General features: G+C 67.9%; 18 protein-coding genes and 1 pseudogene. 9 read left to right on the forward strand and 10 right to left on the reverse strand.

Annotated elements, in window-relative coordinates:
• Positions 1 to 128 precede the first annotated feature (128 nt).
• From CXQ90_RS20145 to CXQ90_RS20160, 4 genes are read right to left on the reverse strand one after another with little or no spacing between them, the layout of a single operon-like run.
• Positions 129 to 941 carry a bifunctional allantoicase/(S)-ureidoglycine aminohydrolase gene (locus CXQ90_RS20145; protein ID WP_104141128.1) on the reverse strand — a complete coding sequence of 271 codons (813 nt, stop codon included), beginning with the start codon at positions 939 to 941 and terminating at the stop codon, positions 129 to 131.
• Between the two features lie 10 nt (positions 942 to 951).
• A complete protein-coding gene (locus tag CXQ90_RS20150) occupies positions 952 to 2,226 on the reverse strand; it encodes an aldolase (RefSeq protein ID WP_104141129.1) in 1,275 nt (424 codons plus the stop codon).
• A 3-nt stretch (positions 2,227 to 2,229) separates the two neighbouring features.
• Positions 2,230 to 3,828 carry a malate synthase A gene (gene aceB / locus CXQ90_RS20155; protein WP_104141130.1) on the reverse strand — a complete coding sequence of 533 codons (1,599 nt, stop codon included), beginning with the start codon at positions 3,826 to 3,828 and terminating at the stop codon, positions 2,230 to 2,232.
• Positions 3,829 to 3,853: 25 nt separating this feature from the next.
• Complete coding sequence (locus CXQ90_RS20160) at positions 3,854 to 5,329, reverse strand: NAD-dependent malic enzyme (RefSeq protein WP_104141131.1); 1,476 nt, start codon at positions 5,327 to 5,329, stop codon at positions 3,854 to 3,856.
• Between the two features lie 210 nt (positions 5,330 to 5,539).
• Between CXQ90_RS20160 and CXQ90_RS20165 the strand changes: the two genes are divergently transcribed.
• The gene (locus CXQ90_RS20165; protein WP_056622701.1) at positions 5,540 to 6,295 is read left to right on the forward strand and encodes an IclR family transcriptional regulator; all 756 of its coding nucleotides are present in this window, start codon (positions 5,540 to 5,542) and stop codon (positions 6,293 to 6,295) included.
• 177 nt (positions 6,296 to 6,472) lie between these two features.
• On the opposite strand, the gene CXQ90_RS20170 is transcribed toward CXQ90_RS20165, so the two are convergent.
• Positions 6,473 to 7,954 carry a nucleobase:cation symporter-2 family protein gene (locus CXQ90_RS20170; RefSeq protein ID WP_104141132.1) on the reverse strand — a complete coding sequence of 494 codons (1,482 nt, stop codon included), beginning with the start codon at positions 7,952 to 7,954 and terminating at the stop codon, positions 6,473 to 6,475.
• Positions 7,955 to 8,122: 168 nt separating this feature from the next.
• Positions 8,123 to 9,031 carry a factor-independent urate hydroxylase gene (pucL, locus tag CXQ90_RS20175; protein WP_104141133.1) on the reverse strand — a complete coding sequence of 303 codons (909 nt, stop codon included), beginning with the start codon at positions 9,029 to 9,031 and terminating at the stop codon, positions 8,123 to 8,125.
• A 383-nt stretch (positions 9,032 to 9,414) separates the two neighbouring features.
• Here pucL and CXQ90_RS22520 point away from each other — a divergent pair, with 383 nt between their 5' ends.
• A complete protein-coding gene (locus tag CXQ90_RS22520) occupies positions 9,415 to 9,591 on the forward strand; it encodes a hypothetical protein (RefSeq protein WP_181038646.1) in 177 nt (58 codons plus the stop codon).
• A gap of 2 nt (positions 9,592 to 9,593) precedes the next feature.
• Here CXQ90_RS22520 and ligD read toward each other — a convergent pair whose 3' ends face one another.
• Both ligD and CXQ90_RS20185 read right to left on the reverse strand, forming a co-directional pair.
• The gene (gene ligD / locus CXQ90_RS20180; RefSeq protein WP_104141134.1) at positions 9,594 to 10,838 is read right to left on the reverse strand and encodes a non-homologous end-joining DNA ligase; all 1,245 of its coding nucleotides are present in this window, start codon (positions 10,836 to 10,838) and stop codon (positions 9,594 to 9,596) included.
• A gap of 128 nt (positions 10,839 to 10,966) precedes the next feature.
• Positions 10,967 to 12,340 (reverse strand): 8-oxoguanine deaminase, encoded by a 1,374-nt coding sequence (locus CXQ90_RS20185; RefSeq protein ID WP_104141135.1) that lies wholly within the window; start codon positions 12,338 to 12,340, stop codon positions 10,967 to 10,969.
• Positions 12,341 to 12,730: 390 nt separating this feature from the next.
• On the opposite strand from CXQ90_RS20185, the gene CXQ90_RS20190 reads away from it, so the two are divergent.
• From CXQ90_RS20190 to CXQ90_RS20215, 6 genes are all read left to right on the forward strand, one after another.
• Entirely contained in the window at positions 12,731 to 13,225 is a 495-nt protein-coding gene (locus CXQ90_RS20190; protein WP_104141136.1) for a nucleoside deaminase, read from the forward strand.
• Between the two features lie 14 nt (positions 13,226 to 13,239).
• Positions 13,240 to 14,757 (forward strand): NCS2 family permease, encoded by a 1,518-nt coding sequence (locus tag CXQ90_RS20195; protein WP_104141137.1) that lies wholly within the window; start codon positions 13,240 to 13,242, stop codon positions 14,755 to 14,757.
• 154 nt (positions 14,758 to 14,911) lie between these two features.
• A complete protein-coding gene (locus CXQ90_RS20200; protein WP_104141138.1) occupies positions 14,912 to 16,273 on the forward strand; it encodes an XdhC family protein in 1,362 nt (453 codons plus the stop codon).
• Positions 16,264 to 17,196, forward strand: coding sequence for an FAD binding domain-containing protein (locus CXQ90_RS20205; protein ID WP_104141139.1), 933 nt, complete (start codon positions 16,264 to 16,266; stop codon positions 17,194 to 17,196). Before CXQ90_RS20200 ends, CXQ90_RS20205 begins: the two co-directional genes overlap by 10 nt.
• A 2-nt stretch (positions 17,197 to 17,198) precedes the next feature.
• A complete protein-coding gene (locus CXQ90_RS20210) occupies positions 17,199 to 20,045 on the forward strand; it encodes a molybdopterin-dependent oxidoreductase (RefSeq protein WP_104141140.1) in 2,847 nt (948 codons plus the stop codon).
• Between the two features lie 75 nt (positions 20,046 to 20,120).
• Positions 20,121 to 21,101, forward strand: a complete 981-nt coding sequence (locus CXQ90_RS20215; protein ID WP_104141141.1) for an aldo/keto reductase — start codon at positions 20,121 to 20,123, stop codon at positions 21,099 to 21,101.
• 18 nt (positions 21,102 to 21,119) lie between these two features.
• Here the strand turns inward: CXQ90_RS20215 and nboR are convergent, their stop codons facing one another.
• Entirely contained in the window at positions 21,120 to 21,743 is a 624-nt protein-coding gene (nboR, locus tag CXQ90_RS20220; protein ID WP_104141142.1) for a nicotine blue oxidoreductase, read from the reverse strand.
• A gap of 181 nt (positions 21,744 to 21,924) precedes the next feature.
• On the opposite strand from nboR, the gene CXQ90_RS20225 reads away from it, so the two are divergent.
• Positions 21,925 to 22,122 (forward strand): YegP family protein, encoded by a 198-nt coding sequence (locus CXQ90_RS20225; protein ID WP_104141143.1) that lies wholly within the window; start codon positions 21,925 to 21,927, stop codon positions 22,120 to 22,122.
• A gap of 91 nt (positions 22,123 to 22,213) precedes the next feature.
• Here the strand turns inward: CXQ90_RS20225 and CXQ90_RS20230 are convergent.
• A pseudogene (locus tag CXQ90_RS20230) lies at positions 22,214 to 23,179 on the reverse strand (pyruvate dehydrogenase (acetyl-transferring), homodimeric type); the annotation flags it as partial.

Here is a 23,179-nt window from a genome sequence, read left to right on the forward strand (position 1 = left end):
CTCCGGGCGGGTCAAGGGCCCGGCGCTCCGCAGCAGGTACGCCGGAAACGCGGTGGAATCGCCGGAAGCCCGCTGTGTTCAAGAAGGAACCAGTAGGCTTCCGGAGACCTCGGCCGGCTGGGGAGCGGCTAGGTCAGGCGGATCTGGCGGTTCATGTCCTTGTACAGCAAGTAACGGAATTGGCCCGGGCCGCCGGCATAGCAGGCCTGCGGGCAGAAGGCGCGCAGCCACATGAAGTCGCCGGCCTCCACCTCAACCCAGTCGTTGTTGAGCAGGTACATGGCCTTGCCCTCGAGGACGTACAGGCCGTGTTCCATGACGTGGGTCTCCGGGAACGGGATGACCCCGCCCGGCTGGAATGTCACAATGTTCACCTGCATGTCGTGGGCCAGGTCGCTGGAATCCGTAAAGCGGGTGGTCTTCCAGGCGCCGTTGGTATCCGGCATCGCGGTGGGTTCCACCTCGGAGTCACTGGTGACGAAGGACTTTGCCTCGTAACCCTCAAGCCGCTCGTAGGCCTTGCGGATCCATTGGAAGGAGACAATGTCATCGGAGACGTTCTCCAGACCCCAGGTAGCACCGGCGGCCAGGTAGGCGTAGCCGCCTTCCTCAAGCTGGTGTAGTTCGCCGTCGAGGGTCAGGTTGACCTTTCCCTTGGTGACGAAAACAACGCCTTCGACGCCGGGCTCAAACTCGGCCTTGGGAGCGCCGCCGCCAGGGCCGATTTCCACGATCAGCTGCGAAAACGTGGTGGCAAACCCGGAGATCGGGCGGGCCAGGATCCAGGAGCGGGTGTTGGAGAAACCAGGCAGGGTGCTGGTCACGATGTCGGTCATTACACCCTTGGGGATGACCGTGTAGGCCTCCGTGACGATGGCCCGTTCCGTGGTGAGGTGGGTCTGCGGCGGCAGGCCGCCCTGGGGGTAGTAGTACTTGCCCATCATTGGATCCTTACTTCGAAATGGTGTGGGCCAGCCTCGGGTGGGCCAGGCCGGTGAGTTGGGGGATTCCGACGCCGGCAAGCGCCAGTACTTCGTCGGCACCCACCGCTCCGCACTGGACGCCGCGCAGCACGAAGGCAGCCAGCGCGCGGGCAGTGGCTGGTTCATCCATGACGCCGCCCTCCGTCTGCTCGACGTAGTTCCGGAGCCGGGCCGCGGCGGCCGGGAGCCCCTGGCGGTAGAAGGCATACGTTGCGGCGAAGCGGCTGGGCAGCTGGGCCGGGTGCAGGTCCCAGCCCTGGTAGTAGCCGCGCTCCAGGGAACGCCGCACCAGCCGGCCATGCAGCTGCCAGGCGTTTTCGACGTTGTCGCCCACGGGGATGATGTTGGTGGAGCCGTCCGAGAGCCGGATGCCGGTGCCGGCCACGGCGAGCTGCATGACCTCCTTGGCGAAGTCCGCCACGGGGTGCTCCATGGACTGGTACTCGGCCGAGATCTGCAGGGACGCCGAGTAGTCGTAGGTGCCATAGTGCAGCCCGCTGATTCGGCCGGGAACAGCGTGGGGAAGCTGGGCCACGGGTGAGCTGCCGTCGGGGCCGAGGATGAGCTGCGGTGTCTCCACCTGCACCTCGAACCGCAAGCGTCCGGCGGGCAGGGAATGGACTTCCTCGAGCCGGGACACGGCGTAGTCCATCGCCTGCACCTGGGCCACCGTGGTGACCTTGGGCAGCGTCAGGACCAGTCCGTGGGGCAGTTCGCCGGCCGCGGCCAGGCCGGACACAAACAGGTCCAGGGTGCGCAGGCCGCGGGCCCGGGTGGCGGCCTCGAAGCACTTGAACCGGATCCCGATGAACGGCGGCGCTGTGCCAGCCGCAACCGCGGCGGCCACGGCGGAAGCCGCAGCAGCAGCGGCGGCGTCCTCGGCGTCGTCGCCCCTGTCCCCGAAGCCGTCCTCGAAGTCGAGCCGGAGATCCTCGATCGGTTCGCTGCCCAGCTTGGCCTCCACCCGGGCGGCGACGGCGGCGGCCAGGTCAGCGTCCTGGCCCAGCAGCGCGCCGAGCCGGGCCAGCCCGCCGTGGGCGTTCGCCGTCGCGAGCGCCTGGGCGCCCCAATCGGCGGCGAGCGACGGCGTGAACCGGTCCGCGGGGACGTAGACGGTGTGGACGGGCTGGCGGGAGCCGTCGTCGCCGGGGTAGTTCTGCTCCAGCAGGCGGTCGGTGTCCGCAAGCTGGGCGTCGATGCGGGCGAGGTCGGCCGGGCCGAGTGATGGTTCGGGTACCGCCATGCCTCAGCCCACCAGTTCGTAGGCCGGGGTGGTGAGGAAGTCCGTGTAGTCCTCGGAAAGGCAGATGTCCGCGATCAGGCTGCTGGCGGGCTGGTAGTAGCGTTCGAAGGCTTCTTCGCCCACCTCGCCGCGCAGCTTCTCCGTTTCCTCGGCCAGGATCTTCGTGACCAGTTCGCGCGTCACCGTGTTGCCGGTGTCAGCCAGGACCACCTCGTTGCGGATCTGCTGCCACACCTGCGAGCGGGAGATCTCTGCCGTGGCGGCATCCTCCATCAGGTTGTGGATGGCTACCGCACCGTTGCCCGAGATCCACACGGCGGTGTAGGCGACCGCGACGTACAGGTTCAGGCGCAGGCCCGCTTCCGTGACCTGGCCGTCGGCCGAGGCGATGTCCAGCAGCTGGCCCGCGGTGACCGAGACCTCCGGCCGCTGCTTGTCCAGCTGGTTGGGGCGCTCGCCGAGGACGGAGTCGAACACTTCCTGGCAGACCGGGACGAGGTCCGGGTGCGCCACCCAGGAGCCGTCGAAGCCGTCGTTCGCTTCGCGGGTCTTGTCCGCACGGACCTTCTCGAAGGCCTGGGCAGTGACTTCTGGCTCGCGCCGGTTCGGGATGACGGCGGCCATCCCGCCCATCGCGAAGGCGCCGCGGTGGTGGCAGGTCTTGACCAGCAGCTCCGTGTAGGCGCGCATGAAGGGCGCCGTCATGGCCACGGTGGCACGGTCCGGCAGCACGAAGCTGGCACCGGCGTCGCGGAAGTACTTGATGATGCTGAACAGGTAGTCCCAGCGCCCGGCGTTCAGGCCCGAGGCGTGGTCGCGGAGTTCGTAAAGGATCTCGTCCATCTCGAACGCGGCCGGGATGGTCTCGATCAGCACGGTGGCGCGGATGGTGCCCTGGTTGATGCCCAGGAAGTCCTGCGCGAACACGAACACCTCGTTCCAGAGGCGGGCCTCGAGGTGGCTCTCCATCTTGGGCAGGTAGTAGTACGGGCCCTGGCCGTTGAGCACCAGCTGCTTGGCGATGTGGAAGAAGTGCAGGCCGAAGTCCACCAGGGCACCCACGGCGGGCGCGCCGTCGATCAGCAGGTGCCGTTCCTCCATGTGCCAGCCGCGGGGCCGGGCCACCACCACGGCCAGCGGGGCGTCGGTGCGGAGCCGGTATTCCTTGCCTTCCGGGGAGGTGTAGCTCAGGGTCCCCGTTGCGGCGTCGCGGAGGTTCAGGATGGCGTCGATGACGTTGGCCCACGTGGGGGTGCTCGCGTCCTCGAGGTCTGCGAGCCACACCTTGGCGCCGGAGTTCAGCGCGTTGATGGCCATCTTCGCCGGGGAGGCGGGGCCCGTCATCTCCACCCGGCGGTCCTGCAGGGCCGCCGGTGCCGGCGCCACCTTCCAGTCGCCGTCGCGCACGTCCTGGGTGTTCGGCAGGAAATCGAGGCTGCCGGTCCGCGCCACGTGCTCACGCTTGGCGGCCCGGGCCTTGAGCAGGTCCGCGCGCGTGCCGGCGAAGCGCTTGTGGAGCTCCTCCACGAAGGCCAGCGCCTTGGGGGTGAGGATCTCCTCCGCGCGTTCGATCGGCCGGGGGTCTGTGACTGTGATAGCCATTGTGGGTCCTTTCCAGGGCTGCGAATCAGGCGTTGGCGAAGGCTGCTGTGTTTGCGGCTGCAGGTGCTTCTGCTTGTGTTGAGTCTTCCGCTGTTGCCGCTGCTATGCCAGTACCCGCAGCGGCGTGGGCGGCGTTTGCCACAGCTGCGGCGACGTCCGCGGCCACGTGGGGGTCGAACACGCTGGGGATGATGTAGCTGGCGTTGAGTTCATCGTCAGCAACGCGGTTGGCAATGGCCTCGGCGGCGGCCACCAGCATCCGGGGCGTGATGTCCGAGGCCCCGGCGTCGAGGAGCCCGCGGAAGAATCCCGGGAAGGCCAGCACGTTGTTGATCTGGTTCGGGAAGTCGCTGCGGCCCGTGGCCACGACGGCGGCATGCCTGGACGCGACAGCGGGATCGATCTCCGGCGTCGGGTTGGCCATGGCGAAAACAATCGCGTCCTTGGCCATCGAGGCGACCTGCTCCTCGCCGATCACGTGCGGCGCGCTGACGCCGATGAACACGTCGGCGCCCTTGAGTGCCTCGTGCAGGGTTCCGGAGAAGCCCTCCTCATTGGTGTTGGCGGCAATCCAGCTGCGGTGCTCATCGTTGTATTGCTCGCCGGAGTGGATGGCGCCGGAGCGGCCGGCGGCCACGATGTGCCGCGCGCCCTGGGCCTTGAGCAGCTGGATGATGGCCGACCCCGCCGCGCCCACGCCGGAAACGACGATCCGGACCTCGTCGAGCTTCTTGCCCACGACGCGGAGCGCGTTGACGAGGGCTGCCAGTGTGACGATGGCGGTGCCGTGCTGGTCGTCGTGGAACACCGGGATGTCCAGTTCCTCGCGGAGCCGGTTCTCGATCTCGAAGCAGCGCGGCGCAGCGATGTCCTCGAGGTTCACGCCGCCGTAGACGGGGGCGATGGCCTTGACGATCCTGATGATCTCTTCGGTGTCCTGGGTGTCCAGGCAGACCGGCCAGGCATCCACGTTGGCGAACTGCTTGAACAGGGCTGCCTTGCCTTCCATGACCGGCAGCGCCGCGGCCGGGCCGATGTTGCCCAGGCCCAGGACGGCTGAGCCGTCGGTGACCACGGCGATGGTGTTCCGCTTGACGGTCAGGTTCCGGGCGGCGTCGGGGTTTTCGGCGATCGCAAGGCAGACACGCGCGACGCCGGGAGTGTAGGCGCGGGAGAGGTCGTCACGGTTGCGCAGGGCTACCTTGGGGACGACCTCGAGCTTGCCGCCCAGGTGCATCAGGAAGGTGCGGTCCGAGACGTTCCGGACCGTGACGCCGTCGAGCGCGTTGAGGGCGTCCTTGACGCGGTTGGCGTGGTCGTCGTCGGTGGTGTTGCAGGTGACGTCGACAACGAGTGTTTCGTGGTGCGACTCGGTGACGTCCAGTGCGGTGATGGCCGCACCGGCCGCACCCACGGCGGCGGCGAGTTCGCTGGTGGCGGAGAAGCTGGACGGTGCTTCCACGCGCAGGGTGATCGAATTTCCGGGGCTCGGGTTCGCCATTGAATGTCCTCCTGATTGGGCCCATCGCTGGGCTGGGTCGTTCTCGTAAATGTTTTCGTATTATGGATATTATTATCTACTTTATGGAAATACAAGCCCTTGTTGGCGCATCGACGCCGGGAGTGCCGTGCTGTATCTTTGGCTTTCTAAGCAGTTCTTTTCACGATGCGGATAAGAGTTGTCGGAACCGAGCCAGCAGGAGATTGGTACATGGCTGAAAAAGCCCCCGGAGGCGTGCAGTCCGTTGAGCGCGTCTTTGAACTTTTGGAACTGATCACCGATGCAGGCGGCGACGTCACGCTCAGCGAACTCTCCTCCTCCACGGATCTGCCCCTGCCCACGATCCACCGGCTCCTGCGCACCTTGGTCACCCTGGGCTACATCCGCCAGCTGCCCAACCGCCGCTACGCCCTCGGCCCGCGGCTGATCCGGCTCGGCGAGGGCGCCAACAAGCAGCTCGGGGCCCTGGCGCGGCCGCAGCTGAAGTCCCTCGTGGACCGGCTGGGCGAAACTTCCAACATGGCCGTGCTCGACTCGGACATGGTGATCTACGTGGCGCAGGTGCCGTCGCTGCACTCCATGCGTATGTTCACCGAGGTGGGCCGCCGCGCGCACACGCATGACACCGGCGTGGGCAAGGCCATTCTGGCGCAGCTGGACGACGAGGTGGTCCGCGGGATCGTCACGCGGACCGGAATGCCCACGCCCACGCCCAAGAGCATCGGCGACTTCGATTCCCTCATTGCGGACCTGAACCGCATCCGCGAGCGCGGCTACTCCATTGACGAGGAGGAGCAGGAGCTCGGCGTCCGGTGCTTCGCCATGGCCGTGCCCAACGCGCCCACGCCCACCGCCATCTCGGTGTCCGGGCCGGTGTCCCGGGTGGACCAGTCGTTCGCCGACCGCGCCGTCCCGCTGCTGCGCGAAGCAGCCCAGGCGATCTCGGACGAGCTCAACCAAAACTGACCCCCGCCGTCGTTCTTCTCTTGGAGCGCGAACTGGCAGCTAACGCCCTCAAACGCGGGTTTTGAGGGCATCAGCTGCCGGTTCGCGCTCAGGTCTCCGTGCCTTGGAGCGCGAACGAACACTTGAGGCCCTTGGAAACAGGGGCCTCAAGTGTTCGTTCGCGCTTGGGGGAGGGGCTCAGTGCTCCGATGTCGTGGAGGACTGGACCGGGACTTCCTTGCCGTCGCAGTCAATCAGCTTGCCGCCCTCGTAGCGGTCGCCGTCGGCCAGGCACTTGAGGTCTTCCTCGCGGACCACGCGCCCCGTTCCGGCGACGAACACTGACTGGTTCTCCGAGTTGCCCGCCTTGAGGTGGTTGAACAGCAGGTTCAGCAGGATGGCCATGATCGCGGCCGAGCTGATGCCCGAGTGGAAGATGGTGCCGAACCAGGACGGGAACTGGTCGTAGAACGCCGGGGCGGCGATGGGAATCATGCCGAACCCGATGGACGCCGCCACGATGATCAGGTTCATGTTGTTCTTGTACTCCACTTTGGCGAGCGTCCGGATGCCGCTGGCGGCAACCGTTCCAAAGAGTACGACGCCGGCACCGCCCAGGACGGGAGTCGGCACCGCCGCGACCACGCGGCCAAGCACCGGCAGCAGGCCAAGGATGACGAGGATCAGGCCGCCGGCGCTGACCACGAAACGGCTCTTGACGCCCGTGATGGCAACCAGGCCCACGTTCTGGGCGAAGGCGCTCTGGGTGAAGGAGTTGAACAGCGGGGAGATGGCGCTGGAGAGCATGTCCGCGCGCAGGCCGTCGCCGATCCGCTTGGAGTCCACCTTGGTGCCCACGATCTCGCCGACGGCAATGATGTCCGCGGAGGTCTCGGTGAGCGTCACCAGGATGACGATGAGCATGGAGACGATCGCGGCTATCTCGAACGTGGGGGCACCGAACGCGAACGGGGTGGGGAACGCGACGACTTCGCCCTGGCCCACCTTGGAGAAATCAGCCATGCCGAAGATGACGGCGATTACCGTGCCCAGCACCATGGCCAGCAGGATGGAGAGCCGGGAGATCGCGGCGCTGCCCACCTTGCTGAGCAGGAGGACGATCGCCATCGTCGCGGCGGCCAGGCCGATGTTGGCCACGCTGCCGTAGTTCGGCGCCTTGCTGTTGCCGCCCATAGCCCAGTTGGCCGCGACCGGCGTCAGCGTCAGGCCGATCGTGGTGATCACCGTGCCCGTCACCACCGGCGGGAAAAAGCGAATGATCTTGGAAAACAGCGGCGTGATGAGCAGGCCGATCAGCGAGGCCGCGATCACCGACCCGAAGACCGCCTGGATGCCGCCGCCGCCGTGGACAATCGCCACCATGGTGGAAACGCCGGCAAACGAGACGCCCTGGACCAGGGGCAGCTGGGATCCGAAGAACCGGATGCCGACGGTCTGGAGGATCGTGGCCAGGCCGCCGACGAACAGGCAGGCGGCAATCAGCAGGCCGATGTCCTGCGAGGACATGCCGGCCGCCGCGCCGATGATCAGCGGCGGGGCGATGATGCCCCCGTACATGGTGAGGACGTGCTGGAACCCGTAGGCGAAGGTGCTGCCGAGTGACAGCTTCTGGTCTTCGGGGCGGGTTGCCGCCGGGCGGACTTTTTTCTTGGTGTTCATGGCAGACTTTCTGGTTCATGGCAGACGTCTTTGTCTGGCTAACGTGTCTGGCTAACAAGTTTTGATTCGGTGGTGCTGGGTGTGGCCGGTCGCGTTTAGGACCGGCTTGCCGGTGGTCGAGCCTGGCGAGACCACAGTGGTTTCATCCGGCTCGACCACCGAAGCGGGTCAGCAGAAGCCTGCGATGCCGGACCAAGCCACCTCTGCCGGCTCGGCATCGTCCCGCTGGACGGTCGCCTCGATCAGGCCGTACGGGCGGTCGGCCGCGAAGAAGACCTCGTTGGGGTTGTCGAGGCCGAACGGCGAGAGGTCAACCAGGAAGTGGTGCTTGTTGGGCATCGAGAACCTGATTTCCTCGATTTCGCTGTGCGCCTCCAGGACCTTGGTGCCCATGTCGAAGAGCGTCTGCTGCAGGGCGTGCGAGTACTTCTCGGTGAAGCCTTCGAGCAGGAGGGCCTTGACGTCCTCGTAGTTCTTGTTGAAGTCCAGCGAGCTGAAGTCGGTCCCTGCCTTGAAGCGCCAGCGCGCGGAAACGTCGGTGGCGAGGATCCGGTCCGTGGTCTCCGGCAGGGTGGTGTACTTGTCCCTGGGGTAGCCAACGAAACCGGACTGCGTGGATTTCAGCACCGTCAGGTCCTTGAGCCCCGAGATGAGGTGGGTGGCGGCGCCGTCGCGGACCAGGACGGCGGTGCGGACCTCCTGGCCGCTGCGCACGAAGGAGTGGTCGTGTGCGGTGCCGTGGGCCTGGATGCGGTCCCAGCGGTAGGACTCTGCTTCCCAGCGTCCGCCGGTGACCCACTCGAAGCTGGACGTGAAGTGCTCGCCGAGCCGGAGCAGGAAGGCCTCGGGGGAGCCGATCCCGTCGCGGGCGAAAGCGTAGACGGTGTTCTTTTGCGTATCCGTGGCCACGACGTGGGCGTTGTCGCCTTCGAGGTGCGCCGCCGTGAAGTCACCGCGGAGCTGAGAGGTGACGTTCAGGTCTTCGATCTCGTGGCGCTCGGTGTCCCGGGTGATCTTGACGACGCGGACTTCGGCCTTGCCGTACTGGTTGTTGCCGAGGACGATGTTGTTGCTCATGGTCAGTTCCCAACTTCCGTAAGTGGAATCAAAGTTCCACAGTGAAATTAAGTGCGTGTTTCCCACGCGTTTCTTGTCCCGTCGACCCAACAAAAAATGAGCCGACATCAATTGATGTCAGCTCATTACGACCCTGCCTGCTGCTCCCAGGTTACGTGACATGCGCCACGAATTGCCTTCCAGCGTAGCGCAGCCATGCCGTGGTGTACATCACAATCCGAAAAATCTGATTATGACTGGGCGCACCGCCCGGTAAGCGCGCTCTCTGCGCGCGAGCTCTTGACCGGACCGCCAAGCCGGACCTAGAATTTCCACATAACAATAAACAGTTTCCGAGATGTGAAATTGACCGTAGGTAGCACCACAGAAACGAGGAGGAACAGATGGACTCGCAGGATAAGAACAACGTCGCGGAATTCCCGGCGCCCGGCCAGGAACTGTACCTGCCGTTCGGCGCCACGGATCCCGACTTCTACATTCCGGCCGACTGCGACCGACAGGCCCGCGGTTTCTCCCGCTGGCTGCGCGCGCTGCCGGTGTTCGGCCGGCAACGTCCGTAGAGCTACGGCCCCGGGCGCCCCGGCCACTCCTTGCCGGCCCACGGGTCGTAGTCGGCGATGAGCTCTTCCTGCGGCGGACGCTCCGCTTCGGGGATGTGCTGCAGGTTCACCCGCACCCGGTACCAGAGCGAGCTCGATCCGCGCATTCCGTCGACGAGCACGTCCGCGGGGTGCAGGGCCGGAACGAGGTCCGCATGCCGGGTCTTCCACTCCTCGAGCGCCGCGAGCGCCTCGGGCTTGGTCTTGGTGCGGGCCACCTCGACGAGAGGCATCACCGACTGCCTGCGGCCGGAGCCGTCGCCACTGCGCGGCGGCTTCTCGGCGGGGCCGAGCTCGGCAGCCAAGGCGAGGAGTCCGTCGAGCGTGCCCACCGCGTCGTCGATGCCGGTGTGGGGGTCGCCCACCTCTAAGAAGCGCTCGAGCACCGTGGGCACCGTGAATTGGTCCGGCCGCGTTGAGCGGACCTCGTCCCAGGTGAGCGGCGTCGAGACACGGGCATCCGGCAGGGGCCGGATCGAGTACGCGGATGCCACGGTGCGGTCCTTGGCGTTCTGGTTGAAGTCGACGAACACGCTCTCGCCGCGCTCCTCCTTCCACCACCGCGCGGTGGCGAGGCCCGGAGCGCGGTTCTCCACCTCGCGGGCGAGGGTCTCGGCGGCGAGCCGCACGTCGCGGTACGACCACTGCGGCGAGATGCGCACCAGGATGTGCAGCCCGCGCGACCCGCTCGTCTTCGGCCACCCCACCAGCCCGACGTCGTCGAGCACTTCCCGCGCAACATACGCGACGTCGACGATCTGGGACCAGTCGACTCCCGGCATCGGATCGAGGTCGACCCGGAGCTCGTCGGGGTGCTCGAGGTCCTCGGCGCGCACAGGATGCGGGTTAAGGTCGAGGCAGCCAAGGTTCACCACCCACGCCAGGCCCGCGGCATCCCGGATGACGGCCTCCTCAGCCGAGGTGCCCGACGCATAGCGCAGCGTCGTCGTGTCGATGAAGTCGGGGTGGTTTTCGGGCACGCGCTTCTGAAAGAACGGTTCAGCGTCGATGCCCTTCGGGAAACGCTTGAGCACCATTGGCCGGCCGCCGGCGCCGCGCAGCGCACCGTCCGCAACGGCGAGGTAGTAGCGCACCAGGTCGAGCTTCGTCAGCCCGGGCTCGGGGAACACCACCTTGTCCGGACTCGAGATCCGGACCTCGGCGCCGGCAATGTCGAGGATCTCGGCCGGGGTCTTCGACGGGTTCATGCCGCCACGCTAGCAACGATCGGATGTCGCAGCATAGGCCCCATTTCGATGGTTCCCTGCGCACAAGACGTTTGCGAACATCTAGTGCGAAGGGAACCGTCGAAACGGGGCCGGGCGGAAGGGGGAGCCTAGCCGTTGACCAGCCTCCGGGCAGCGGCGGAGTGTTCGGCGATCAGCCCGGCCACGTCCAGGCCCGGGATCTGCCCGTCCAGCACACGCCAGTTCCCGCCCACCATCACCCGGTCGGCCCGGTCCGCGCCGCAGAGCAACAATGCTGCGACGGGGTCGTGGCTGCCGGAGAACCGCAGGTCGTCGAGCTTGAAGAGGGCCAGGTCGGCCTGCATTCCCGGTGCCAGCTGGCCGAGGTCCGGCCGGCCCAGCGCCGCCGCCGACCCGCGCGTGGCCCAGCCCAGTGCCCGCTCCACGGGGACGTGCGCCCCGTAACGCAGCCGCTGCAGGTACAGCGCTTGCCGGGCCTCGAGGATCATGTTGGAGGCATCGTTCGACGCCGATCCGTCCACTCCCAGCCCCACGGGAACTCCGGCGTCCTCGAGTTCCAGCACCCGCGCGGTGCCCGAGGCCAGCCGCATGTTCGACGTCGGACAGTGCGCGACGGCGGTGCCAGCGGCTCCCAGCGCGGCGATCTCGGCGTCGGTGAAATGGATGCCGTGGCCGAGCCATGTCCGGTCAGTCAGCCAGCCCACGCTGTCCAGGTACTCCACGGTCCGCAGCCCGAACATCTCACGGCAGAAGTCCTCCTCGTCCAGGGTCTCGGCCAGGTGGGTGTGCAGCCGGACGTCGTGCCGCTCCGCCAGAACCGCGCTTTCGGCCATGATCTCCTTGGTCACGGAAAACGGCGAACACGGTGCCAGGGCGATCTGGATGACGGCGCCGTCGCCACGCTCGTGGTACTCCCGGATGAGCCGTTCGCTGTCCGCAAGGATCACCTCGGCCGCCTGCACGGTCGACTGCGGCGGCAGCCCGCCGTCGTTCTCGCCCAGTGCCATGGAGCCGCGGGTGAGGGTGGCCCGCATGCCCAGCCGGCGGACCGCCCGCACTTCGATGTCGATGGCGTCCTCCATGCCCGCCGGAAACAGGTAGTGGTGGTCCGCGGCGGTGGTGCAGCCGGACAGCAGGAGTTCCGCGAGCGCGACCGTGGTGGCCAGTTCCAGGTCCCGCGGCGTAAGCCGGGCCCACACCGGGTAGAGGTTCTGCAGCCACGGAAACAGCGGGGCGTTGGCCACCGGACCCCAGGCCCGGGTAAGCGTTTGGTAAAAGTGGTGGTGCGTGTTGATCAGCCCCGGGAGCAGGACATGCCCGGAGGCGTCGAAGGTCTCCTCACAGGGCACGGAAGGCACTTCGCCGGAGCCAAGCACCTCCGTGATCCTGCCGCCGCGGACCACCACGCCCCCGGAGGCGTCCAAGGTGTTGGCGGTGAAGGCTGCGAGCGGGTTCCGGATCCAGAGCCGGGGTTCGGAGGGGCGGAAAAGTGTCTGGGCCATGTGCGATTCCTGTCTGAGCGTGCCGATGCGTTCCAGCTCAGTGGGCCTGTCTGCTGATCCAGGTGGCCGGCCGCCTGTCGGAGGCCGGATCGGCATCAGACTAGGGCCGGCTCCGGAAGGGCGTCAATGCCCGCGCATTGTGACTGCCGGGAGTGACAGCCCGGAAACATGGATTTCACATTGCGAAATTAAGTTTCCAGAAAACTATGGCGCACACCACAATCCGGTGCTAATCTCGAACTTGCCAAAGGCGGGCACCCGGACACCGGGAAGCTATCTACCAGGCGCAACTTAACCTTCAAAAGCACATGCTGAAGCCTGGTAACCGTCGCAACTGGTCCTTTCCGTCCCGGCACGGGTACAGGCTTCCACAGCAAAGGGAGTCGCATCATGAGTACCACCGTCACGGCCGAGGCTTTCCTGGCCAGGTCCATCCGGTTGGCAACGGCCAACGTCCTGAACAGCGGCGGCCCGTTCGGAGCCGTGATCGTCACCGCCGACGGTCAGGCGTTCGACGGCGTCAACCGCGTCACCGCCGACAACGATCCCACCGCCCACGCCGAGGTCACGGCCATCCGCCGCGCATGCAGCGGACTCGGCACCTTCGATCTCCGCGGGGCCACCCTTTACAGCAGCTGCGAGCCGTGCCCGATGTGCCTCGCCTCGGCGCTCTGGGCCCGCATCGACCGCGTGGTCTTTGCCGCCGACCGGCACGATGCCGCATCCGTAGGCTTCGACGACGCCGTCTTCTACGAGTACTTCGACAACGCAGACCGCGATGCCCTGATGCCCGTGTCCAAGCTGGACCTGGGCGAGCCCGGGGCGCCGGCCATCCTGGAGCCGTTCACCACCTGGAACACGCTCGACTCCAGGATCGATTACTAGGGCCGGTGGCTGACATGTCAATCCTGGAACAGACCCCCGAGGGGCCCCGAGTGGCACCCCAGCGCGAACGCCAGCAGGCACCGAACACCCGGCCGCCGGCGTCGAACGCCTTCCTTGACCGCTTCTTCCAGATCACCCAGCGCGGCTCCACCCTGGCGCGCGAGCTGCGGGGCGGCCTGGTCACCTTCTTCACCATGGCGTACATCGTCATCCTGAACCCGCTGATCCTGGGCGGTTTCAGCGCGGACAACGCCCCAACCGACGTTGCCGGGGGCTGGCTTTCCGCGGCGCAGGTGGGTGCCGTCACCGGGCTCACCGCCGGCGTCATGACCATCGCCTTCGGGCTGATCGCCAACCTGCCGTTCGGGCTGGCGGCGGGGCTGGGCATCAACTCCTTCCTTGCCGTGGCGGTGATCCAGGAAGTCACCTGGGCCGAAGCCATGGGCCTGGTGGTAATCAACGGCATACTGATCGTCCTCTTCGGCGTCACCGGCGCCCGGACCGCCATATTCCGGGCCGTCCCGAAGGAGCTGAAGGCGGCCATCACGGTGGGCATCGGCCTGTTCATCGCGTTCATCGGATTCGTGGACTCGGGCTTCGTCCGCGCCACCACGGGCGGGCCACCCGTCCAGCTCGGCGAGAACGGATCCATCACGTCCATCCCCACCCTGGTGTTCGTCGTGGGACTCCTGGTCATGGGCATCCTGGTGGCACGGAAGGTCCAGGGCGGCCTGCTGATCGGCATCGTGGCCACCACCGTGCTTGCAGCCGTGGTGGAGGCGATCCTCCATATCGGTCCGAGCAGCGAGAGCAACCCCGGCGGCTGGCACCTCAACACCCCCGTGCTGTCCGGCCAGTTGGTCTCGGCGCCGGACCTCGGCCTGGTGGGTCAGTTCGACCTGTTCGGCGCGTTCGGCCGGATCGGAGCGCTCGCCGCGACCATGCTGGTGTTCACGCTGGTGTTCACCAACTTCTTCGATGCCATGGGCACCATGACCGGGCTCGCCAAGAGCGCCGGCGTGGCGCACAAGGACGGCACGTTCCCGCGGCTGAAGTCCGCCTTCATTGTGGAGGGCATCGGGGCCGTGGCCGGCGGTGCGACGTCGGGATCCTCCAACACCGTGTACATCGACTCCGCCGCGGGCATCGGGGAAGGTGCCCGCACCGGACTCGCGTCGGTGGTCACCGGCGCGCTGTTCCTGGGGTCCATGTTCCTCACTCCACTCACCAGCGTGGTGCCGCTCGAGGTTGCAGCAGCCGCCCTGGTGGTGGTGGGCGCGATGATGATGGCCCAGATCCGCGAGATCAAGTTCAGCAAGTTCGCGGTGGCCCTCCCGGCCTTCCTGACCATCGTCACCATGCCGCTGAGCTACTCGATCGCCAACGGTATCGGCGTGGGCTTCGTGTCCTGGGCCGTGATCGGGGCAGCCTCCGGCAAGGCGAAGAAGATCCACCCGCTGATGTGGGTGGTGACGGCGGGCTTCCTGGTCTACTTCGCCCGCGGCCCGGTCAGCGCGCTGCTCGGCGCGTAACCGGCTCCTGAGACCGGACCGGGGCGGGCAGATGGGGCCTGCCCCGGTCCACCAACTGCAACCAAACTGATGCGCGCTTCAGGGGAACGTTTCCCCGTACAAAGGATAGGAATGACAATATGGGCACCATCGCACGGGAAGAGGGAGTGCTGACATGCTGGATCTAATGCCTTCTCTGGGCGGCTGGCGCCCCGCGGTGTCCGGTGAGCGGTGTGCCGTGGCCACCATCGTTGCGGCCAGCGGCTCGGTACCGCGCCCACCGGGCACCTCCATGCTGGTTTCCGAAACGGGACGGGTTCTGGGGAGCCTGTCCGGCGGCTGCGTTGAGGGAGCCGTGGTGCAGTCGGCGTTCGAAGTGATGGCCGACGGCGGCAGCCGCCTCGAGCACTTCGGCTACAGCAGCGAGGACGCGTTCGCCGTCGGGCTCACCTGCGGCGGCGAGCTGGAGGTCCACATCCAGCCGCTCGGCGACGCGGCAGGCCGCATGCGGCTGGAGGACCTCCACCGCTATTTCGCCGGTGACCCCGGCGCGCCGCTGGCACTGATCCGGCGGATCGACACGCAGGGCGGCGGCGCCGTCGTCGTCCCGAATCCTGAGACATTTTCGGTGGCGGAGTCGGCCGAGCTGGCCGCCCTGCTGGGGCTTGACGCCACGGCCGCTGCCCCCGCAACAGCACCCGCCAGCGAAACCGGCGCACCCGACGTCCGCGGTCGCCGGGCAGCGATGCTGGCGGCGGCGGCCCAGCTGGAGCCGCTGCTCCGCGGCGGGCAGACGGGGCTGGTCAGGCTCGCTCCGCGCGATGGCTGCGGCTACGCTTATGCGCGAAGCGTGGCGGATGCCGAGGCCTCTCCGGAGCCGGTCACGCTGCTCGTGGAGAGCAGGCTGCCGGCGGCGCGCATGCTGGTGTTCGGGGCCAACGACTTCGGCGCTGCGCTGCTGCCTGCCGCGAAGCTGCTGGGCTACCGCGTCACGCTCTGCGACGCTCGGCCGGCCTTCTCCGGACAGGACCGCTTTGCCGCCGCGGACGACGTCGAAACCGGCTGGCCGGACAGGTATCTCGCCGCCGAGGCGTCTGCGGGCCGCGTGGACTCTCGGACTGTGATCTGCGTGCTCACCCACGACCCCAAGTTCGACATCCCGCTCCTGAAGACCGCACTGGGCCTGGACGTCGCATTCGTTGGAGCCATGGGCTCGCGGCGCAGCCACCGGCAGCGCGTGGATGCCCTGCTCGAGGCGGGGGTGACCCCGGCGCAGCTGGCCCGGCTGCATTCACCGATCGGCCTGGATCTCGGAGCCGTCACTCCGGCCGAGGTGGCCGTCTCCATCACCGCCGAACTGATTTCCGCCCGCAGCGGCGCCGCGGCGTGCGCACCGCTTCGGGACGGCACCGGGCCCATCCACCACCTTCCCGCCGACGATTTTTCCTCGGAACCGCGCCGTCCCGCCGAGCAGCGCCGTCCCTCCGAACCGGGCTTCGGCTCCGATGCAGCACGCCAGGAGACCGCATGGACATGAACACCATTGAGGCCGTGGTCCGCACCGCGGACCCTGCCGAGTGGCGCGCCGGCGACGCCTGGCTCGCCGGCGGCACTGTGCTCTTTTCCTATGGCAGCACCGCCTTTGGCCCCGAGCCGCTCCGCCGCCTGCTGGACCTCGGCTCTGCCGGCTGGCCCGCCATCACGGTGACAGACGCGGGCATCGAGCTCGCCGCCACGTGCACCGTTGCCGAACTCTACGCGCTGCCGGACACGCTGGCCGGGTCGCCGGGAGCCGCCCGCGACTGGCCCGGGCTGGACCTCATCCGCCCCTGCTGTGACTCCTTCGTGGCCTCCTTCAAGGTCTGGAACATGTCCACGGTGGGCGGGAACCTGTGCACCTCGCTGCCGGCCGGGCCCATGATTTCGCTCTGCGCCGGGCTGGACGGCACCGCCACGGTGCTCAGCCCGGACGGCTCCGGCCGGGAGCTGCCGGTGGCGGACTTCATCACCGGGGACGGGCAGAACGCCCTGGCACCCGGCGAGCTGCTCCGCAGCGTCAGCCTCCCGGCGTCGGCCCTGGCCTCACGGGTGGCGTTCCGCCGGCTGTCGCTGAGCAACCTTGGCCGGTCGGGCGTGCTGCTGATCGGAACGCTCGACGGCGGCGGGCGGCTGACGCTCACCGTCACCGCCGCAACGAAGCGGCCCGTGCAGCTGCGCTTCGGCCCGCTGCCGGACGCGGCGGAGCTCGCGGCCGCGCTGGACGGAGCCATCCCGGACAGCCTTTACCACGACGATATTCACGGCCTGCCGGCCTGGCGGCGCGACATGACGTACCGCCTGGCCACGGAGATCCGGGATGAACTGGATACGCGGGCGGGCGCAGTGCCCGGCCGCGTGTCCGGGGATTTCTGGCCGCCGCAGAGTCCGCGGCGGGAATCCACGCCGCAGGAAGGGGCCTGATCATGGCCATCGAAATCAACGGCGCAGCGGCGGATACTCCGCCGCGCCCCGGCCAGTGCCTGCGTACGTTCCTGCGTGAACAGGGCAATCTCGGCGTCAAGAAGGGCTGCGACGGCGGGGACTGCGGCGCCTGTACGGTCCACGTTGACGGCACGCCGGTGCACAGTTGCATCTACCCGGCCGTGCGCGCCGACGGCCACTCCGTCACCACGATCGAGGGCCTGGCCGGAGCTACTGGCGGAACCGCAAGCGAGACGCTGCACCCGATGCAGCAGCAGTTCCTGGACCGGCAGGGCTTCCAGTGCGGCTTCTGCACCGCCGGCATGGTCATGACCGCGGCAACCTTCGATGAATCCCAGAGGGAGAATCTGCCGCGCAGCCTGAAGGGGAACCTGTGCCGCTGCACGGGCTACCGGGCCATCGGCGACGCCGTGTGCGGCCACGAGGGCCACCCGGACCCCGCCGGACCGGGCTCGGGCATCGCCGGCGACAGCCAGCCCGCGCCGCGTCCCGGCCAGCTGGGCGACGACGTCGCCGCCCCCGCCAGCCGGGCCGTGGTGACGGGCCGGGCCCGGTACACGCTGGACGTCCCGGCGGAGGAGCTGCCCGGGCTGCTTCATCTGAAGCTGGTGCGCTCGCCGCACGCCCACGCCCGGGTGCTGTCCATCGACAAGGCCGCGGCACTGGCCGTCCCGGGCGTCGTAGCCGTTCTGACTCATGAGGACGCACCCGCCCAGCTGTTTTCCAGCGCCCAGCACGAGCTCTACACCGACGACCCCGACGACACCCGGGTGCTGGACACCGTGGTGCGGTTCCGCGGGCAGCGGGTTGCCGCCGTCGTGGCCGAATCGGTGGCCGCGGCCGAGGCCGGCGTCCGCGCCGTCCGGGTGGACTACGAACAACTGCCAGCTGTGTTCACCCCGCACGACGCCATCAGCCCCGGTGCGCCCGCGCTTCACGGGGACAAGGACGCCGGCACGGCACGGATCGCCCGGCCGGAGCAGAACGTCGTGGCGGAGCTGCACTCCGAACTCGGCAGCGTAGCCGCCGGATTTGCCGAGGCCGATTTCATCCACGAACAGACCTACCGGACCCAGCGTGTGCAGCACGTGGCACTGGAGACGCACGCGTCCATCGCCGCGGTGGACGACGCCGGCCGGCTCCAGGTGCGCACGTCCAGCCAGGTTCCGTTCCTCGTGCGGCGCACGCTCTGCCGCGTGTTCGGCCTCCCGGAAGAACAGGTCCACGTGGTCGCGGGGCGCGTGGGCGGCGGCTTCGGCGGGAAGCAGGAGGTGCTGACCGAGGACATCACGGCGCTCGCTGCTCTGAAGCTGGGCCGCCCCGTGCAGCTGGAGTTCACGCGCACCGAACAGTTCACCGCCAGCACTGTCCGCCACCCGTTCACCATCAGGCTCAAGGCGGGCGCCGGCAACGACGGCAGGCTCACGGCGCTGCAGCTGGACGTCCTCACGAACACCGGTGCCTACGGCAACCACGCACCCGGCGTCATGTTCCACGGCTGCGGCGAATCGCTGGCGGTCTACAAATGCGCCAACAAGAAGGTGGACGCCCTCGCCGTGTATACCAACACGCTGCCCTCCGGCGCCTTCCGGGGCTACGGCCTGAGCCAGATGATCTTCGCCATCGAGTCAGCCATGGACGAACTCGCGGTGGGCATCGGCATGGACCCCCTGGAGTTCCGCCGCCGCAACATGGTCCGCGAAGGCGATGACATGCTGTCCACGCATTCCGAGCCCGAAGAGGACGTGCATTACGGAAGCTACGGGCTGGACCAGTGCACGCGGCTGGTGCAGGACGCCCTGGACCGCGGCCGTGAACGCTACCGGTCCGCAGGGCTGGACGATCTCGGGCCGGACTGGGTCACCGGCGAGGGCACGGCGCTGTCCATGATCGACACCGTGCCGCCGCGGGGCCACTTTGCCCACTCGAAACTCAGGCTCCTTGCCGACGGCACATACGTGGCCGACGTCGGGACCGCCGAATTCGGCAACGGCACCACCACGGTGCACGCGCAGCTCGCGGCGACGGCACTGTCCACGGTGGCCGCCCGGGTTGCGGTCCGGCAGTCAGACACGGACCTGATCGAGCATGACACCGGGGCCTTCGGGTCCGCCGGGACAGTCGTGGCGGGCAAGGCCACGCTGGCCGCGGCCGAGGAGCTTGCCGTCCGGCTCCGCGCGTTCGCCGCCGGAAGCCGGCAGATCCAGGCCTCCGGCTGCGTGCTCGACGGCGACGCCGTGGTCTGTGAGGGAACCCGGGTGCCGCTGACGGAACTTTACGACGCCGCCAGCCGGGCCGGCGTCGAACTCGCCGCCGAGGGGCGCTGGGGCGGGACACCGCGCTCGGTGGCCTTCAACGTCCACGGGTTCCGGGTCGCCGTAAACACCGGGACGGGTGAGCTGAAGATCCTGCAGAGCGTGCAGGCGGCGGACGCCGGCGTGGTGGTCAACCCGCGGCAGTGCCGCGGCCAGATCGAGGGCGGGATTGCGCAGGCACTCGGGGCTGCGCTTTATGAGGAGGTCCGGGTGGACGACGCCGGCCGCGTCACCACCGACATCCTCCGCCAGTACCACATCCCCTCCTTCGCCGATGTGCCGCGCAGCGAGGTGTACTTTGCCGACACGAACGACAAACTGGGGCCGCTCGGAGCGAAATCCATGAGCGAGAGCCCGTTCAACCCGGTAGCGCCGGCCCTGGCGAACGCCATCCGGAACGCCACCGGCCTGCGGTTTGCAGAGCTGCCGATCGCCCGGGACAAGATCTACCTGGGCCTGAAGGAAGCCGGTCTGGTCCCGGCCGCGGCAGGTAGTGCACTCCGCGTCCGCTAGGTTCGGAGCGGCCGGCCCGCGTCATCCGGGCGTGGTCTGGGGCGGAGGCGGCGGCGTGAGCCCTATAGTCGTGGGATGGAACAGCGCATCTTAGGCAAGACCGGACGGAACGTTTCCGTCGTAGGACTCGGCACCTGGCAGCTCGGCGCCGACTGGGGCAACGTGGACCCGGCACAGGCACAGGCCGTCCTCGCCGCCTCGGCTGAGGCGGGTGTGACGTTCTTCGACACTGCTGATGTCTACGGGGACGGCCGCAGCGAACAGGCCATCGGAGCGTTCCTGGCGGACAACCCTGGGCTGGACCTGACCGTGGCCACCAAAATGGGCCGCCGGGCGGAACAGCGCCCGGAAAATTACAACCTGGCCAATTTCCGCGAATGGGTGGACCGCTCGCGCCGCAACCTGCGGACCGACTCCCTGGACCTGGTGCAGCTGCACTGCCCGCCCACGTCCGTCTACAGCAACGCAGAGGTTTACGATGCCTTGGACACCCTCGTCGCCGAGGGCGCCATCCGGAACTACGGGGTCAGCGTGGAGCGGACGGACGAAGCCCTGGAAGCCATAAGCCATGCCGGCACGGCGTCGGTGCAGATCATCCTGAACGCCTTCCGGCTCAAGCCGCTGGACGATGTGCTGCCCGCCGCGATGGCCGCAGGCGTGGGAATCATCGCCCGCGTGCCCCTGGCTTCGGGGCTCCTGTCCGGCAAGTACACCAAAGACACGTCGTTTGCCGAGAACGACCACCGGAACTTCAACCGCGGCGGTGACGCGTTCGACGTCGGAGAGACATTCTCCGGTGTCGATTACGAGCTGGGTCTCAAGGCGGTGGCCGAGTTCGAGCAGCTGGTGCCCGAGGGTGCCGGCACCGCGCAGGCAGCCATCGCCTGGATCGCTGCGCAGGACGGCGTCACCTCGGTCATTCCCGGCGCCCGGAACGTGGAACAGGCACGGTCCAACGCGGCCGCTGCCGGCCTGTCCCTGAATGAGGAGTTCAACGAGGGCGTGCGCTGGATCTACGACCACTACTTCCGCGAGGCAATCCACCCGCGCTGGTAGCCGCAGCTCCGGGCCAGCTCAGCCGAGCAGGTGCAGCTGGTCCGCGGTATCGATGTCCTCGCCGCCGGACTGGCTGCCGCCGGCCGAGTTGGTGCAGTCCACCAGGTCAATGAGCCCGGGGTGGGCCTGAAGAAAGTGCCGTGCTCCGGCGTCACCGGCCGCCGACTCCGCTGCCTCGGCGCGGAGTGAGGAGTCGAGCAGGAGCGGGTGCCCGCGCCGGAGCTCTCCTGCATCGTCCCGGTAGGCCGCGGCGGTCACCCGGCCGGGCCGGTGCGCGCCGAGCAGTCGCGTCACGGTTTCCGGCGTCAGCCCGGGCTGGTCCACAAGCGCCACGAGCACATGGTCCCCGTCGCGGGCGCGGGAGAGACCCAGCTTGAACGAACTTCCCATGCCGGTGGACCAGGCAGCGTTCTCCACCACGGTATGCCGGCCCAGGTCGGTGCCGGCGCGGACGGAGTCGGCGGCCGCGCCGAGCACAACCACTACCTCGCGGCAGCCGCCGTCGCGCAGCACGTCTGCCAGCACCTCAACGAGGGTGTGGCCCCGGAACGGCAGAAGCGCCTTCGGGCCCCGGCCCAGGCGGGTGCCCGCTCCCGCGGCCAGCAGGACAGCCGTGGTGGCGGGGATGCCTGAGTCTGCCATGTGCACCACCTTAGGGGACTGAGTGTGGAGCCGGGGACAGCAGTTCTGCCCTTGTGGCCGCCGAAAAACTACCGACCAGTAGGGGTGGTTGCTTCGGTTAACGGCGGCTAACCTCGTAAATGTCGTGTTGGCAATTGGGGGTCACAGACGGCTGCAACGGCGCAGCCCAGAAGGAGCATAGATGGCAGGCACATTCGAAATACTGACCGAGGGCAAGGGTTCATTCCGGTTCCGGCTGACGGCGGAGGATGGCACCGTGGTTGCGGTATCGCCCAGCTTCCCAAACATCAAAGCAGCGGTCGCAGGCATCACTGCGGTGCGGGAAAACGCCGCGACCGGCTTCATCGTTGACCGGCGCCCGTCATTGACCTCAACGTAAATCGAACGCGCTAACGGAACGCCCGACGGCGGTCCCCACCGGAAGGTGCGGGCCGCCGTCGTCTTGTTGTGCAGCGCTCAGCCAAACTCAGTCAGGAGTCGCCTCCGGCGCCGCCGGTGGTTCCGGCGTTGACGTCCAGGAGCTTGTAACGGTCCATCGCATACGCGGGCATGCCGCCGTCGACTTCGCCCCTTGCCGCGAGCAGCTGCAGCGTTTTCACCACGATCGAATGGGTGTCGTTCTTGAAGAAGCGGCGAGCGGCGGCGCGGGTGTCCGAGAAGCCGAAGCCGTCGGCGCCGAGCGAGGCGAACTGGTGGGGCAGGAACTGGCGGATCTGGTCCGGCACCGCCTTCATGTAGTCGGAGACCGCCACCACGGGGCCCTGCGCATCAGCCAGTTGCTGAGCCACAAACGGGATCCTGGCGGGTTCGCCGGGGTTCAGGAACGCTTCTTCCTCGGCGGCGAGGCCGTCGCGGCGCAGTTCGTTCCAGGACGTGACGGACCAGACGTCCGCGGAGACGCCCCAGTCCTCGGCCAGGATCCGCTGGGCCTCCAGCGCCCACGGCACCGAGACACCCGAGGCCAGAATCTGGCTCCTGGGGCCTTCTGCTTCCGACGCCGACACCCGGTAGATGCCTTTCAGCACGCCGTTGACATCGAGGTTCTCGGGCTCGTTTGGCTGGGTGATGGGCTCGTTGTAAACGGTGATGTAGTACATCAGGTTCCGGTCGGCGGCGGCCCCGGCCGGACCGCCGTCGGGGTGTTCGCCGTACATGCGCTCGATGCCGTCCCGGATGATGTGGCCCATTTCGTAGCCATAGGCGGGGTCGTAGGTGACCACTGCCGGGTTGGTGGCGGCCAGGATCGGGGAGTGGCCGTCGGCGTGCTGGAGTCCTTCGCCGGTCAGGGTGGTCCGGCCGGCGGTGGCGCCGATGATGAATCCGCGGGTCATCTGGTCCGCGGCGGCCCAGAAGGCGTCACCGGTGCGCTGGAAGCCGAACATGGAGTAGAACACGTAGACCGGGACCAGCGGCACGCCGTGGGTGGCGTAGGCGGT

Origin of the sequence: Arthrobacter sp. ZGTC131 (assembly GCF_002929275.1) — a bacterium.
GTDB lineage: Bacteria > Actinomycetota > Actinomycetes > Actinomycetales > Micrococcaceae > Arthrobacter.